8 protein-coding genes are annotated in these 14,670 nt (G+C 53.3%); 4 read left to right on the top strand and 4 right to left on the bottom strand.

All coding sequences use genetic code 11. The annotated features are described in order from the left end of the window. Positions 1 to 7: 7 nt before the first annotated feature. Positions 8 to 169 carry a nitrate reductase gene (locus CX650_RS15855; RefSeq protein WP_039033272.1) on the bottom strand — a complete coding sequence of 54 codons (162 nt, stop codon included), beginning with the start codon at positions 167 to 169 and terminating at the stop codon, positions 8 to 10. A gap of 620 nt (positions 170 to 789) precedes the next feature. On the opposite strand from CX650_RS15855, the gene CX650_RS15850 reads away from it, so the two are divergent. Next, positions 790 to 2,103: an ammonia-forming cytochrome c nitrite reductase subunit c552 gene (locus CX650_RS15850; protein WP_229799941.1), complete on the top strand. Its 1,314-nt coding sequence runs from the start codon at positions 790 to 792 to the stop codon at positions 2,101 to 2,103. 213 nt (positions 2,104 to 2,316) lie between these two features. Here the strand turns inward: CX650_RS15850 and hrpA are convergent, their stop codons facing one another. The 3 genes from hrpA to CX650_RS15835 all read right to left on the bottom strand — a co-directional run bounded on the left by hrpA (position 2,317) and on the right by CX650_RS15835 (position 7,951). Beyond that, positions 2,317 to 6,192 carry an ATP-dependent RNA helicase HrpA gene (gene hrpA / locus CX650_RS15845; RefSeq protein WP_101096376.1) on the bottom strand — a complete coding sequence of 1,292 codons (3,876 nt, stop codon included), beginning with the start codon at positions 6,190 to 6,192 and terminating at the stop codon, positions 2,317 to 2,319. 109 nt (positions 6,193 to 6,301) lie between these two features. Continuing rightward, positions 6,302 to 6,718, bottom strand: coding sequence for a CBS domain-containing protein (locus CX650_RS15840; protein WP_039033326.1), 417 nt, complete (start codon positions 6,716 to 6,718; stop codon positions 6,302 to 6,304). Between the two features lie 198 nt (positions 6,719 to 6,916). Then, positions 6,917 to 7,951, bottom strand: a complete 1,035-nt coding sequence (locus CX650_RS15835; protein WP_071476073.1) for an isoaspartyl peptidase/L-asparaginase family protein — start codon at positions 7,949 to 7,951, stop codon at positions 6,917 to 6,919. Between the two features lie 127 nt (positions 7,952 to 8,078). Between CX650_RS15835 and CX650_RS15830 the strand changes: the two genes are divergently transcribed. The 3 genes from CX650_RS15830 to CX650_RS15820 form a co-directional block, all read left to right on the top strand. Then, positions 8,079 to 9,935, top strand: coding sequence for an autotransporter assembly complex protein TamA (locus CX650_RS15830; RefSeq protein ID WP_101096375.1), 1,857 nt, complete (start codon positions 8,079 to 8,081; stop codon positions 9,933 to 9,935). Between the two features lie 44 nt (positions 9,936 to 9,979). Further along, a complete protein-coding gene (locus CX650_RS15825) occupies positions 9,980 to 13,924 on the top strand; it encodes a translocation/assembly module TamB domain-containing protein (protein WP_157823060.1) in 3,945 nt (1,314 codons plus the stop codon). Between the two features lie 185 nt (positions 13,925 to 14,109). Next, the coding region (locus tag CX650_RS15820; protein WP_208622117.1) for an IS4 family transposase at positions 14,110 to 14,670 on the top strand (561 nt) is incomplete at its 3' end.

The raw sequence follows: 14,670 nt of genomic DNA, 5'->3' as shown, positions 1-14,670 counted from the left end.
GCTGGCGTTAACCGGCTCCCGGTGGGCCGGTTAAGATTTGGCTGAACCAGATGGCAAAGCCCAGACCGCTAACCAGCAAAACCGACAATAGCGGCGCCAAAAAAACCGTCAGGAAGATAAATATCTTCAGCTCCAGACGTTTTTCATCAGTATTCGGTGTCTCACTCATGGCTCCTCCCTAGGCGCTATGAAGATGGCTTGCTGCTGTGCTGTTTCAGGGCAACGGCCGCCAAGCCCGGCAGATTAAAGCCGCCTTTTAAATGCAACTTGTTTTCGGTTTTGATCATAAAGCCAAAGTGTTAACAAACTGTATACCCCCAAGTTGGTAAACACCTGATGCCGTTGATCTGGATCATAAAAATAGCCGCCAAAAGACGGATATCACCCATTTCAACCGTCTCAATCGATTGTAATTTCGACATTTTCCGCTTTTAGCTATTCAGGCTTACATGAAATACAGCAAAGAAGTGGCCATTTCGCCAATAAAGAACGGTCAAAAAAACAACGAAATAAGCAAAATATCTCTTAGGGAGTAGAGCCCAGACAGGGCGGGCTTTAAAGCGATAAAACGGCTATAAAAGGAGAAACTGAATCCTGTTTCAGGTCACAGAATTCAGTAAAAACAATATCTTGCGGTTGCAACGACTAACAGAGCTCCTTAGCATTATCATGCATTTTATTTGTGTCTTTTTTTGTTTTCAGGGACCAAACTTCAAACGCCTGTTTGTGCGTCGTCCCAATCTAGGAGAGCCTTTAGTGAACCCCTTTACCCACCCTACTACACTACCCATTGTGCTAGGTCTGAGTCTGTCATTTTCCGTTGTCGCAGCAGACAAAACATCAAGCCTGCAATATCAGACCTGGGCCCAAACCTCAGAGGAGCAACAGCGGGAAGATATGCTTGAGAAAAACCCCGCCAGCATCATCCTCTGGGCAGGCTCGGCTTATGCCAAGGAGTACCATAGCCCCAGAGGGCATCACTTTGCCGTCGCCGATGTCAGCCACAGCCTACGCAGTGGTGTTAGCCCCAAGGCTGGTGAAAAAGGACTGTCGGCCAGCTGTTGGACCTGCAAGACACCGGATGCACCCAGGCTGATGAAAGAGCTGGGCGTCGAAGGCTTCTCGGCCAAGAACTTTGCCGAGCTGGGTCCGGAAATCCAGAACCCTGTGTACTGCTCCGATTGCCATACCCAAGGCTCAGCTGAACTGACACTGCCAAGACCTCATGCCCAGGACGCCATGGCCAAAGTGCACAAACCCTTTGGTGAACAAAATCATTCGATGCAGCAATCACAGATTTGCGGCCAGTGCCATGTCACTTACTACTTCCAGCCTGAGCGTCAGGACAAGGTCAATATCCCCTGGATCTTCGGCAACAGCGCCGATGAAATAGAAAAGTATTATGATGCCCGGCAGTTTTTCGAGTGGGTGCACCCGGTATCGAGAACGCCGCTGGTGAAAGCGCGCCATCCCGAGTTTGAGCACTGGAATCGCAGCGCCCACGCCAAGGCTGGTATCAGTTGTGTCACCTGTCATATGACCCAGGAAACCAGCGCCGACGGCAAATCTTTCACCAACCACAAGATAACCAACCATCTGCCGGACTTTGAAGCGGCCAATTGCAGCAGTTGTCACCAGAGCCAACAGCAAATTACCCAGCTGATTGCCGACAATAAAGCGCTACTGGAGACCAAGGCGCAGCTGTTACAGGAATTACTTATCAAGGCCCACTATGAAGCCGGCGCCGCCTGGAAGGCCGGTACCCAGTGGCAACAGATAGGAGACGCCATTATTGGGATACGCCATGCACAGTGGCGCTGGGACTTTGCCATGTCATCCCACGGTATTCACGCTCACAACGCCAAAGAGGGTGAAGCCTTGCTGGACAAGGGCTTAGAGCAGATCCGCGCTGCCAGAGAGATATTGCGCAAGCTGAATGCCGATCTTGGCATCACCCGAGTCGATTATCCGGACTACAGCACCAAGGCCAAGGCGCAGGCAGCCATAGGCGTAGAGCTGGAGAAACTGACCGAGGAGAAGCAAACCTTTATCGAGACCGAAGTGAAAAAACATTGGTCCAAGGCTGCAAACTTCGGCTATTGAGCGGCAAAGTGAACAACAGCCGGAATAAGAGCCAAGCCTTAATCAAAACATGTAATTTTGATTGGGGAATAAGTGGCGTTCGACAATAGCCACCGTGAGAAAAATGGCCGCGTACCAGGCGGGCACCTGCAGGCACTGTATGTGTTCTGGCTGTGCTCTGGGCCCGCCTGGTTTTTATCGCGTCCACTTTAGGAGCCAGCTGCAGCTGTCCAGTTAAAACTGCTGCAACTGGTTAAGGATGCGCTTTTCCGATATCGGATAAGCAGTGCCCAGACTCTGGGCAAAACAGCTGACCCTGTACTCTTCCAGCATCCAGCGCACCTCGGCCAGCGCCTCCGGTACCGCCTGGCTGCGTGGCACCTTGGCAAGCGCGGCCTTGAACTCTTTTTCGGCGTTGTGAATGCTGTGCAGGTGCAAACGGTCACGGTTGGGATCCACCGGCAGCTTGTCCAGGCGCAACTCAATCGCCTTGAGATAGCGGATCAGATCCCCAAGACGGCGCCAACCGGAAGCTTCAACAAATCCCTTGAACACCAGGGCGTCCAATTGGCTTTGAATATCACTCATGGCAAAAGCGATATCCAGGCTGATTTTACCCTTGAGACGCTTACGGATCTTCTGGTGCAAGGTCAAAATCTGCTCCACCTTGAGGGCGATGGCCGCTGCGGTTTCATTGAGCTCGGCCCTGACAATCTCCTTGGCTTTGGCAAAGTCATCGGCGCTGCGGACATCCAACTGCTGCTTATCCAAAAGCTGTTGAATTGCCGCGGCAATAATGTCATCTATCAGTATCTGTACCTGGCCGAACGGATTGAAATACATCGCCAGTTTGGCCTTGTTGGGCAAGGCCTGCTGTAGATGTTTCACCGGCGATGGAATATTGATAAGCAGCAGCTTTCTCAGCCCTTGTCTGTGGTGGGAAAGCGCCTGCTGTTCGTCATCAAATAATTTGATGGAAACTGTATCACCGGCATCCACCAAAGCGGGGAACGCCTTCACCTCATAGCTGCCTTTGCGGCTTTGATATTCTTTCGGCAGGTCGCCAAAGCTCCATTCGGTCAGGGCGTTTTGCTCTATGCCCTTGTCGGCAACCTTGCGTATCGCTTGGTTCACCTGTCCCTGCAATGATGCCTTGAGACTGTCGAGATCCCGGCTCTGGGCCAGGAGTTTGCCGTTGTCGTCTTCCACCTTGAAGTTCATCTTCAGATGGTCGGCAATGGCGTTGAGATCGAAATCCTCCGGATTGACACGGGTGCCACTCATTCTCAGCAGCTGTTTGCACAGGGAGGGCAACAAAGGCTGGGCAAAAGGTTCCATCGCCTGCACACAGGCGCGGGCATAGTCCGGCGCCGGCACAAAATTGCGCCGCAGCGGTTTGGGCAAGGACTTAATCAGGGCAACACACTTCTCTTCCCTGAGCCCCGGCACCTGCCAGTCAAAATCGGTTTCATCCAACTGATTGAGCAGCGCCACCGGAATAAGCACAGAGACGCCGTCATCCTCGGCCGCCGGTTCAAAATGGTAACTCAGCTTAAGGCTGAGATTGCCCTGCTGCCAACTGTCGGGGAAGTCCAATGCCGATACATGGGTGTCATCCCTTTGCATCAAGAGTTCGCGGCTGAAATTGAGCAGCTCAGGGGTCTCTCTTCTGGCCTGTTTCCACCAGGTGTTGAATTTGGGCTGATTGTATATCCCTTGTGGAATGCGCTCATCGTAGAAGGCGAACAAGGCATCGGTATCCACCAGAATGTCGCGCCGCCGCGATTTGTGTTCGAGATCTTCCACCTCTTCGAGCAACGCCTGGTTAGCCTTGAAGAAGGCTTCATTGCAGCGCAGCTCACCCTCGGCCAGAGCCGAGCGAATAAAGATTTCCCGAGCCTTAACCGGCTCCAGCGGGCCAAACTGTACCCGGCGGCGGTTGACTATGGTGAGGCCATAGAGCACCTGATTTTCCAGGGCGATCACACTGCCCTGTTTGGCTTCGAAATGGGGCTCGTTGTGCTGCTTCTTGACCAGATGCGCCGCCAGAGACTCGAGCCATACAGGATCTATGCGGGCGCAGGTACGGGCGAACAGGCGTGATGTTTCGGTAAGCTCGGCCGCCATAATCCACTTGGGGCCCTTCTTGGCCAGTGGCGATCCGGGAAACACAAAGAAACGTCGGTTGCGGGCCCCCAGATACTCGTTGTCTTTATCCTTGAAACCGATATGGCTCAGCAAGCCCGAGAGCAGCGCCTGGTGCAGTGGCTCATATTCGGCGGCCTGACTGTTGAGGCGCCACTTGAGGTCGTGCACACTCTGACGCAGCTGGGCATAGAGATCCTGCCATTCGCGAATACGCAAATAGGCCAGATACTCGGCCTTCACCTGCTTGCGGAACTGACTGGATGACAGGCTCTTCTGTTGCTCTTTGAGGTACTGCCACAGATTGAGCCAGGCGACAAAGTCGGAATCTTTATCGGCAAAACGGCGGTGGGCCTCATCGGCGGCCTGTTTCTTCTCATGGGGCCGCTCACGGGGATCCTGAATCGATAATCCGGCGACAATCACCATCACTTCATGCAGACAGCCCAGCTTATTGGCCTCAAGCACCATGCGGGCCAGGCGGGGATCGACCGGGATCTTCGCCAGATCGCGCCCGAGCGGGGTCAGTTTCAGCGCCCCTTTGTGCTTGCTCACCGCCTGCAACTCTTCGAGCAGCAGGAAACCGTCGCGGATATGGCGCGGATCCGGTGGCTGAATGAAGGGGAAACCCTCAATGTCACCCAGGCCTATGGCCAGCATCTGCAGGATCACGGATGCCAGGTTGGTGCGCAAAATTTCAGGATCGGTAAACTCCGGCCGATTGATAAAGTCCTGCTCGTCATAGAGGCGAATACAGATCCCCGGCCCAACCCGGCCGCAACGTCCCTGGCGTTGATTGGCACTGGCCTGGGAGATGGGCTCAATCGGCAAACGCTGCACCTTAGTGCGATAGCTGTAGCGACTTATCCTGGCAGTACCTGGGTCGATAACATAGCGGATCCCGGGCACAGTCAACGAGGTTTCGGCCACGTTGGTGGCCAATACAATACGCCGCCCTGGATGCGACTTGAATACCTTGGACTGCTCGCCGTATGACAAACGGGCATAAAGCGGCAAGATCTCGGTATCGCGCAGGTTACGCTTTCTAAGCTGCTCGGCGGTATCGCGGATTTCGCGCTCGCCGTTCATGAAAATCAGAATGTCCCCCGGGCCTTCGCGACAGAGCTCATCAACGGCGGCAAAGATGCCGTCCATCAGATCCAAGTCGGCGTCGTCATCCTGCAACAGGGGGCGATAGCGGGTTTCCACCGGATAAGTGCGGCCGGACACTTCCACCACGGGCGCATTGTCAAAATGCTTGGAAAAGCGCTCCACATCTATGGTGGCCGAGGTGATGATCAACTTGAGATCCGGGCGCTTTTGCAAAATTTGCTTCAGATAACCCAGAATAAAGTCGATGTTGAGACTGCGCTCATGGGCCTCGTCTATGATGAGGCAATCATACTGACTGAGCCATTTATCCGATGCCAGTTCTGCCAGCAGGATACCGTCTGTCATCAGCTTGATATAGGAGTCCTGGGAAACCGCATCGGCAAAACGAACCTTAAAACCCACCGCCTGACCCAGCTCTGTCTTGAGTTCATCGGCAACCCGGCTGGCCACGCTGCGGGCCGCCAGGCGCCTGGGCTGAGTGTGGCCAATCAGACCACGGCTGCCAAGCCCCAAGTCGAGACAGATTTTGGGCAGCTGAGTGGTCTTGCCCGAGCCGGTCTCACCGGCCACTATCACCACCTGATGATTGATGATGGCCGAGGCGATTTCATCGCGCTTTTGTGACACCGGCAGCTCATCCGGATACTCGATGACAGGTCTGTCTGCCAGCCTTTGCTGCGCCCTTTCATAAGCCTGCACCGCAGCTTCACTGAGCTCGGCGAGTTTTTGCTGTTTGGCTTCTGAGTCGGGGCTTTTTTTCAAGCGGAACAGGCTGCGGCGAATGCGCGCCGCATCGGCCTGAAAGCAGAGATCCAGATATTCGCGGGAGAGAGGGTGCAGCTTAGCGTTCAAAACCTGTGTCCATTGGGGATCAAAAACGGCGATCCTAACAAGGATACGCCGTCTTGGGTATGCTTACTGACTGATAACGCCCAAATTTCAGTCAAATCAAGCGCAGTTGTCAGGCCGGGGTCAAATAACACTGCTGCATATAGCTGTTCATGGCCTTGAGCACATTGGTACGGTTGATGGTGCCCACCACCTTACCATCTTCCAGCACAGGGTATATTTTCGGTTTCTGCCCCAGCATCTGCTCGGCCAACTGCAACATGCTGTCATCCGGCCTGACCCAAAGGACATCGGCGCGCATGCAGTCGCGCACCACGGCGGTCAGATCGCAGTGATAACTGCTCTTGAGCATGGCGGCCATGCAGTCTTGCTGTGACAAAAAACCCACCAGGCTTCCTGCTGCATCCACCACGGGCGCCCCGCCCTTATTGGCCTCAAGCAGTTTTTCCACCGCAGTGGCTATCGACATATCCGCCTTCAACAGCACTGGCTGACGGTCCATATGATCACGTATTTTTATTGAATCCATAGCTTTCCCCAAGTTCAAAACGGCTTCATTGTTCAGTGTAGCCAATATTTTGCCCTTGGGGTTAAAGCCAACAGCGATTGCCTCAATCCAAAATTTTATGCTTCTTGCACAGGACTTGGGCCATTTACTGCGAACCACGCCTTGCTTCCAGGCCTGTAAGCCGATGCGGTGCACAGATGGGACTTGCTCACACCTTCCTTAGTTATCTCGCCAGATCATCACTTCCGCCGCTTGATTGCTCTTGCGCCAGGCACGGTACATGCCTTCGGTATTGAACGGCGTTGCCACATTGCCTCTTTGGTCTATGGCTATCACCCCGCCACTGCCGCCGGCAGAGATCAGCCGCTGATTGATCACTTCATCGGCGGCCTGCAGAATCGATTTTTGCTGGTACTTGGCCCTGGCACAGATATCACCGGCCACATGGAAACGGATAAAGTACTCACCGTGACCGGTCGCCGAAACGGCGCAGACCCCATTCTCGGCATAAGTGCCGGCACCTATCACAGGTGAATCACCGATACGGCCATAACGTTTGGCTGTCATGCCACCAGTCGAGGTCCCTGCCGCCAGATTGCCCTGCTTGTCCAATGCCACTGCGCCGACGGTGCCGAACTTATAATCGAGATCCAGAGGACTCAGGCGCGCCTGAAAGTCTTTATTGGCTTCGGCGGCGTTGATTTTGGCCTTGGCATCGAGAAGCTGTTGATAGCGCGCCTTGCTGTCAAAACGGTTGCCGGGCACCAGCTCCATTCCCAAAGTCAAGGCGAACTCCTCGGCGCCCGCTCCCGAGAGCATCACATGTTCTGACTTGTCCATCACGGCTCTGGCAAGATCGATTGGATGAAGTATATGTTTAACCCCGGCAACGGCACCGGCATTCATACTCTTGCCATCCATGATGGAGGCATCCAGTTCATGACTGCCATCAAAGGTATACACAGCGCCAATACCGGCATTGAATAAAGGGCTGTCTTCCAGCACTCTGATGGCGGCCTGCACCGCTTCCATGCTGGCGCCGCCCTTATCCAACACCTTATAACCGGCATTGACGGCTTCGGTAAGTTTGTCACGGTAGGCTTTTTGCTGCTCTTCAGTCAAAGCCGCCTTGGATATGGTGCCGGCGCCGCCGTGAATGGCAATTGCAAACGGCACCTCTGCAGCCTGAACCGACATCATACCTCCCAGCAGGAGTCCCAGGCTCAGACTTAGATTTTTTATTTTTGTTTTCATTGTATTGCTTCCATATTAACGACTGCTGTCTTTGTAACCATTTTAGGTCGGGATGGCAATCTGTTACTTGCCTGAGCCGAGATCTGAGGCGACAATAGCAATAATGTAACGCTAAACAAAAGTTCTGATTTCCTTGACCAAAAACAGTCGCTTTCCCGCATATATCCTGAGTTTTGCGTCGATCATACTGGCCAGCCCCCGGGCAAATGGCGCCGATGATCCTCTGCTTAATCTCCGCATCGAAGGGGTATCGGGCGAGCTTGAGAAAAATATCCGCGCACACTTGGGTAACTTTCCTGAATCCAAGGTGCAACGCCGTGCCTATCTGTTTAATGTCAGCGACAGTGTCGAGGCCGCGCTGGAATCCATGGGCTATTACCATGGCAGGCTGGAACAGGAAATCAAGGAAAACGAACAAGGGCCGTGGGAGCTCAAGCTTACAATTACCCCAGGAGAAGTCACCCGTTTGCAATGGGTCGATATCCGCCTCGAAGGTGAAGTGCTCAACGACCCCTGGATCAATCGCTGGCTCAGCCAGATCAAGATCAAACCAGGCGATCCCCTCAACCACGACGATTATGAACAGATAAAATCGCAGCTAATATCGCTGGCGCTGGCTCGCGGCTATTTTGACGGCCATTATCAGCAATCGGAGATCCGAGTGAATCGCGATCTCAATCTGGCACAACTCAACCTGTATTTTGACTCGGGCAAGCGTTACCAGTTTGGCGAGGTGAGCTTTGAGGGCCACAGCCTGCAGCCGCAATTGCTCGAAGATTTGGTGCCATTCCAACCCGGCGCCCCCTACAGTACCCGCAAAGTCACACAGCTTAATCAAGAATTGTTGGATACCGGCTATTTTTCCAATATCAAAGTGTTACCTCAAATTGACAAGTTGACTGAAGACAGCATACCTGTGCGGGTCGAACTGAGCCCAAGACCGGATCATTCTATAGAACTGGGTCTGGGTGCCGATATCGGCTCCAGTACAGACAGTAATCTGGATCCCAGAGTCAGAGTGACCTGGCGTACTCCGCAGCTCAACAGTTACGGCCACTCTCAGGAAACCAGCATAGAATGGTCGAGAGACAGACCCAAATTCCTCTCGACTTATACCATCCCCCTGACTCACCCTTTGGATGACCAGCTCAAGATCCGTGTCGGTCTGCTGAGGGACAAATACGGTGTGACCCAAGACTATGTGCCAGAGAATAGGGACTTTAGCAACACAGGTCAGTTGGAATCGACCAAGAAGCTTTTCGGAGTTGGCCGCAGCAAGCGGCTCAATAACGGTTGGCTTCTCAATTACTCGCTGGAGGCAATCCAGGAAAGCTATACCCAGTCGGGCGTTGATTATGACCCACAATTCCTGTTGTTTGGCACCACGCTATCGAAGACCAGCCGCGGCGACAATAGCCTGGATCCCAAGTCGGGTTTCAGGCAACTTTATAGCATTGAATATGCCGATCCTTCGCTGGGTTCAGATGTTCGCCTGACCCGGATGCAGGCCAAGTTCAAATGGATTGAGACTTTCTTTGACAAGCACAGATTTGTCTCCCGGCTCGATCTCGGGGTCAACCTGGCAGCCGAAGGCGATCTGGCAATCATTCCTCCCTCATTGCGTTATTTTGCCGGTGGCGATCAGAGTATTCGTGGTTACAGCTACCAAGAACTCGGCCCCCACCTGGATTACACCAATGACAAAGGCGGCCTGTCTCGGGAAGTTGTCGGTGGCCGCTACCTGGCAGTCGGGAGCCTGGAGTATCAATATTACCTGACCCCAAGCTGGCGCGTGGGCACCTTTGTCGACGCAGGTAACGCCTTTGATGTCAATCAATTTGATCCTGTGGTTTCTGTAGGTGGTGGTATTCACTGGATATCCCCCATAGGTCCCATCAAACTGGATCTGGGCTTTGGCTTGCACGAATCCGATGCCGAAGACAGACCCTGGCGTATTCACCTTACCATGGGGACAGAATTATGAGCCAACCCCCGATGCAACAGGAACCCAACTCAAGCAACAAACAAATGGCAAAGAAACCGTCTCCCCGTTGGCTCAAGTGGCTGAAGTGGTCTACCCGTACCCTCTTGTACATTCCGCTCGGCTTGCTGGTGCTACTGGCACTCTTGCTGGGCACGGCGCCCGGTAGCCATCTGGCGATATTTATTGCCAGTGCTCTGGTGCCGGATCTGGAGCTGGAATATGCTTCCGGCACCCTGAACCGGGAGCTGCAACTCAAACAGCTTCATTGGCAGATGGATGGTATCAGTGTCGGTGCGGATGCCTTGACCCTTGCCTGGCAACCGGCCTGCCTTTTGCAAAAACAGTTATGTGTCGACACCCTGGAGTTAACAACAACCCGGGTCAACATAGACACCCAGGCCTTAGCCTCAGAGGCAGAGGAAGAAACGCCAAGCTCGGAAGAGCTGATACTGCCCTTTGGCATCAGCCTGAAACAAGCAAGCCTCACGGATATTCAAGTGCGGGTCGATGAGATGCACTTTGATGCTGCGGCATTGAATACCGCAGCCAATTGGCAGGAAAGTGGATTACAAGTCATCCAGCTTGAGAGCCGCGGGCTCAGCGTGCTGCTCCCGGAGTCAAATTCGGCAGAAGCGCAAGCGGCAGACAAAGACAAATCAGCCGCCGCGGCTAAGCAACAAAAAGCGGCGCAAAAAACCGAGACTGAACAATGGGTGCTGGCGAACATGCCAAAGGTTGCCATGCCTTTCCCCATCTATTTAAAACATGCCGAATTGCTGAACTCGCGTCTGCAAATTATGGGTAGAGATGACAACTTCCAGGAGCTGCGTCTCAGCGCCAGCTACATAGACGCCGAGCTGCGAGTCAACGAGCTTTATGCCAAACACACAGATGCCAGTCTGTCGCTGGAAGGTGAACTGACTCTGGATAAGCACTGGCCCATGGCAATGACGGCGCAACTGGAGTTACAGCGTTTACCTGAACTACCGGGACTCGAGCAGCAACAGCTGGATCTCACCCTCAAAGGTGATTTCAGCGACTTGCAGCTTAAGGCCAAACTCAGTGGCAAGCAGAGCCTGGCGCTCAATGCCAGTGTCAACCTCACCAAACCGGAACTGCCCTATTCACTGAATATCTCAGAAGGAGAACTGCACTGGCCCTTTGACCTTGCTCAGTACAGTGTCAACGGACTAGAGCTGGAAAGTCGCGGCGACCTCAAGCAACAAACCGCCAGCCTGGTTACACAACTAAGTACCCCCTTCTACCCCGAACTAAACCTCAATACCCGCCTGGTACATCGAGGCCAAAGACTCAAGATTGAAGAGTTCAGCGGTGACAGCAGTGCCGGTAAAGTAATGCTTCTGGGGACGCTGGATTATGCCCAAGCCATAGCCTGGGATGCAAAGCTCGAACTTTCACATTTCAACAGCGGCGCGATAACTCTGCCGACAGCGAAGGAAACTGCCAAAGAAAAAGAAGCAAATAGCCAAATCACCCAAAATAATAACACCAGCGACAGCGAAGCAGTCAGTGCACAAAGCCAAGCTGACGAAAGCAAATCTGATGAAAGTCAGGCTGAAGATACGCCGGTGATCCCATCCAGCGATATTAGCGGCCAGCTTGCCACTCGTGGCAGTTGGCAGGACGGCAAATGGCGAGTGAGTCTCAAACAGGCTCAACTTCATGGCTTATTGGACCGCCTGCCCTTTGAACTGACTGGCGATCTGGAGATAAATGATTCGCTTGAGCTCAGCAGCCAGGGATTATCGCTACGGGCACTCAATACCCGCCTGGACCTTTCCGGCAGCGCCAAAGAGCAATGGGATCTCAGTGCCACATTGGACGTGCCCGATTTCAATCTCTGGCATCCCGATGTGTTTGGTGCGTTAACTGCCGATATCCAAGTGGTGGGAGATGCCAAACACCCACAGGTACAGCTAAGGGCCGAGACCAAGAGCATCAGATTTGGCGATCTCAACCTCAGTGGCAGCCAACTCAAGGCGCTCTATGCACCACTGGATCTGCATGAGTTTGCCTTGTCGCTGAAAACAGGTGAGTTTGACGGCGCAGGAATTCATCTTGATGGCATCACTCTCAGGGCCAAGGGCAATGAACAGCGGCAGAAACTGGGACTGGAAACCCGGGGCGATTTGCAACTGGATACTGCCATCCACAGTAAACTGGATCTCACCAAACAAAAGGCCAACATAGAACTTAGCAAATTCAACTTGGGATCCGTTCTGGGACTCTGGCAACTTGAACAAACTGCGTCACTGGACTGGGATCTCAAGCAAAGCCGAGGCGAGCTCAGCGCCTTTTGTTTAAGCCATCCATCCAGCCGACTCTGCCTGACCGATAATGTCAGCCTGACCGACAAGGGGGAAGCCAAGTTGCACTATCAAGGGCAACCTGGGCAACTGCTGGCCAAGCTGTTACCCGAGCGCTTCACTTGGCAGGGCGACGCCTCGATGGATGCCGCCGTCGCCTGGAAACCCGGCGCGCGTCCACAGGGCCAGCTCAACTTCCAGCTGGCCCCCGGAACGGTAAGCCTTAAACGCAAACAGCAAGCCAGCGCCAGCATCGACTATCAGGCACTTACACTCAAGGCCACCTTGGACGATGATGCACTGAGAAGCCATATTCTGTTCAATTCCGATGCTCTAGCCCGCTGGGAAAGCCAGTTGGATATCAAGGTAACTCCGGATAGAAGCCTCAGTGGTTACGTCAATATTGACCAGGTCAACCTGCAACTGCTTGGTCAGTTTATGCCGCAGCTCGAAACCATTGAGGGTTTACTCGCAGCCAACTTAACATTGGCTTGCAGCCTTAACAACCCCGAACTCAGCGGCCAGCTCAGTCTGCGTGAAGGTGCCCTGGCTAGCACAGCCAACCCGACTAAACTGGAGCAAATCTCCCTGGACCTGGCTTTTGTCGGCCAAACCGCCGAGCTCCAGGGCCAATGGATGATGGGCAGCGGCCAAGCCAATCTCAGTGGTCAGTTGCGCTGGCCACAGGGTCAATTCAGTGGCGATATCCAGCTCAAGGGACAAGAACTCGGCGTTATTCAACCGCCGCTTGCCATTGTCAATATCAGTCCGGATATTCAACTGCATTTCAGCCCGGACGCGCTCGATATCTCGGGCGAGATAAAGGTACCTTCCGGCAACATCAAGGTGGTGCAACTGCCAGCCGGCGGAGTGAGCGTATCATCCGATGTGGTGTTCAGTGACTCCATTTCGGAGCAGGAAGTCAAAGCATCGCCCATGGCCCTGAGTGCCAATTTGAACATAGATGTCGGTGATAAACTGGCTATCGATGGTATGGGTCTCAAAGGGATGTTGGTGGGTACCTTGCGCATGCAACAAGCGCCCCAGAAACCGCCGCAACTCTTTGGTGATATCAAGGTGGTTAACGGCAGTTATAAATTCATGGGTCAGACGCTGAAAATTGCCACAGGTGCGGTACAGTTTGTAGGGCCTATGCAGATCCCCAACCTCAATATCGAAGCCATTCGGGAGATCCGCGATGAAGATATTACCGCCGGGGTACGGATTACGGGTACCCCCAAAAAGCCAATAGTGACCCTATTCTCCAACCCGGCCAAGGAGCAGGCGGAGATCATTTCCTATATCGTTCAGGGGAAAGGTTTTGGTGCAGGAAACGAACAGAACAACTCACTGATGATGGGCGCCGCGCTGTCGCTGAGCTCCCAGGTTGATGGTGGCGCCATTTCTACCTTGGGTGACACAGCTGCTGGGCTGGTGGAGATGTTTGGTTTCTCCAATGTGCAGTTGGATACCAATGATGATGGTAAAGTCGCCATCAGTGGCTATATAGGCAAAGATCTAATGATCAAATACGGTGTCGGTGTATTCAACCCAGGCTATGAGATGACAGTCCGTTACTATCTGTTGTCGCAGCTCTATCTGGAAAGTGTATCCGGCACTCTGGGCCAGTCTCTGGATATCTACTACAGCTTTGATCTTTAAGCGGTAAACACCTCTCGGCAGCAGATACCAACCTTGCAGGCCGCGGCGACTTACCGGACATAAACATGCGATTCTGACTTAAAAGTTAGAGTACAGACATAAAAAAAGCGCCCTCTGGGTAATGCCGATCAGTTAAGACAGATCGCTTGACGATCTCACTGAAAGGATCAAAATCCGATGACCCCATGTCATCGGATTTTTTTATGCAACTTTCAGAAGCTTTGGCGCGTACTCATATCAATCGTCTTACCGAATTCACCTGTCTGGCCGATGTACTTGAGCCTGAGTTAATTCAGTCGTGCCTTGATTCACATGGTGTGGCCAGTTTAAGGCGACGTAAGTTACCTATGGATGCCATGATTTGGGCGGTGATTGGTATGGCTCTATTCAGAGGCGAGTCCGTCCGCTCTCTCATCAATAAGCTTGATATCGTCTTACCTCAAGAGGTGGATTACGTTGCTCGCAGTGCTGTCACGCAAGCGCGCAAGCGGCTGGGCTCTGACGTTGTTCAGGATGTGTTTAAGCGAAGTGCCAAGACCTGGCATGAGAGAGCAGAGCATCCGCATTGGTGTGGGCTTAACCTCTATGGGGTCGATGGTGTCGTGTGGCGAACACCTGATAGTGAGCAAAACAATCAGGCTTTTGCCAAAACCGCCAACGCTTCTGGTGATGCTGCCTATCCGCAAATTCGTATGGTTTGCATGATGGAGTTAAGCAGCCACTTGGTATTGAACAGTGCCTTTGAT

Origin of the sequence: Shewanella indica, assembly GCF_002836975.1 — a bacterium.
Lineage (GTDB): Bacteria > Pseudomonadota > Gammaproteobacteria > Enterobacterales > Shewanellaceae > Shewanella > Shewanella indica.
Note: the sequence above shows the minus strand (reverse complement) of the source record. Positions and strands in the feature narration are given on the sequence as shown.

Excerpts from the sequence above, each read along its gene's own strand:
- CX650_RS15855 (WP_039033272.1), bottom strand. The coding sequence starts at position 169 with ATGAGTGAGACACCGAATACTGATGAAAAACGTCTGGAGCTGAAGATA.
- CX650_RS15840 (WP_039033326.1), bottom strand. The coding sequence starts at position 6,718 with ATGGATTCAATAAAAATACGTGATCATATGGACCGTCAGCCAGTGCTG.
- CX650_RS15835 (WP_071476073.1), bottom strand. The coding sequence starts at position 7,951 with ATGAAAACAAAAATAAAAAATCTAAGTCTGAGCCTGGGACTCCTGCTG.
- CX650_RS15825 (WP_157823060.1), top strand. The coding sequence starts at position 9,980 with ATGGCAAAGAAACCGTCTCCCCGTTGGCTCAAGTGGCTGAAGTGGTCT.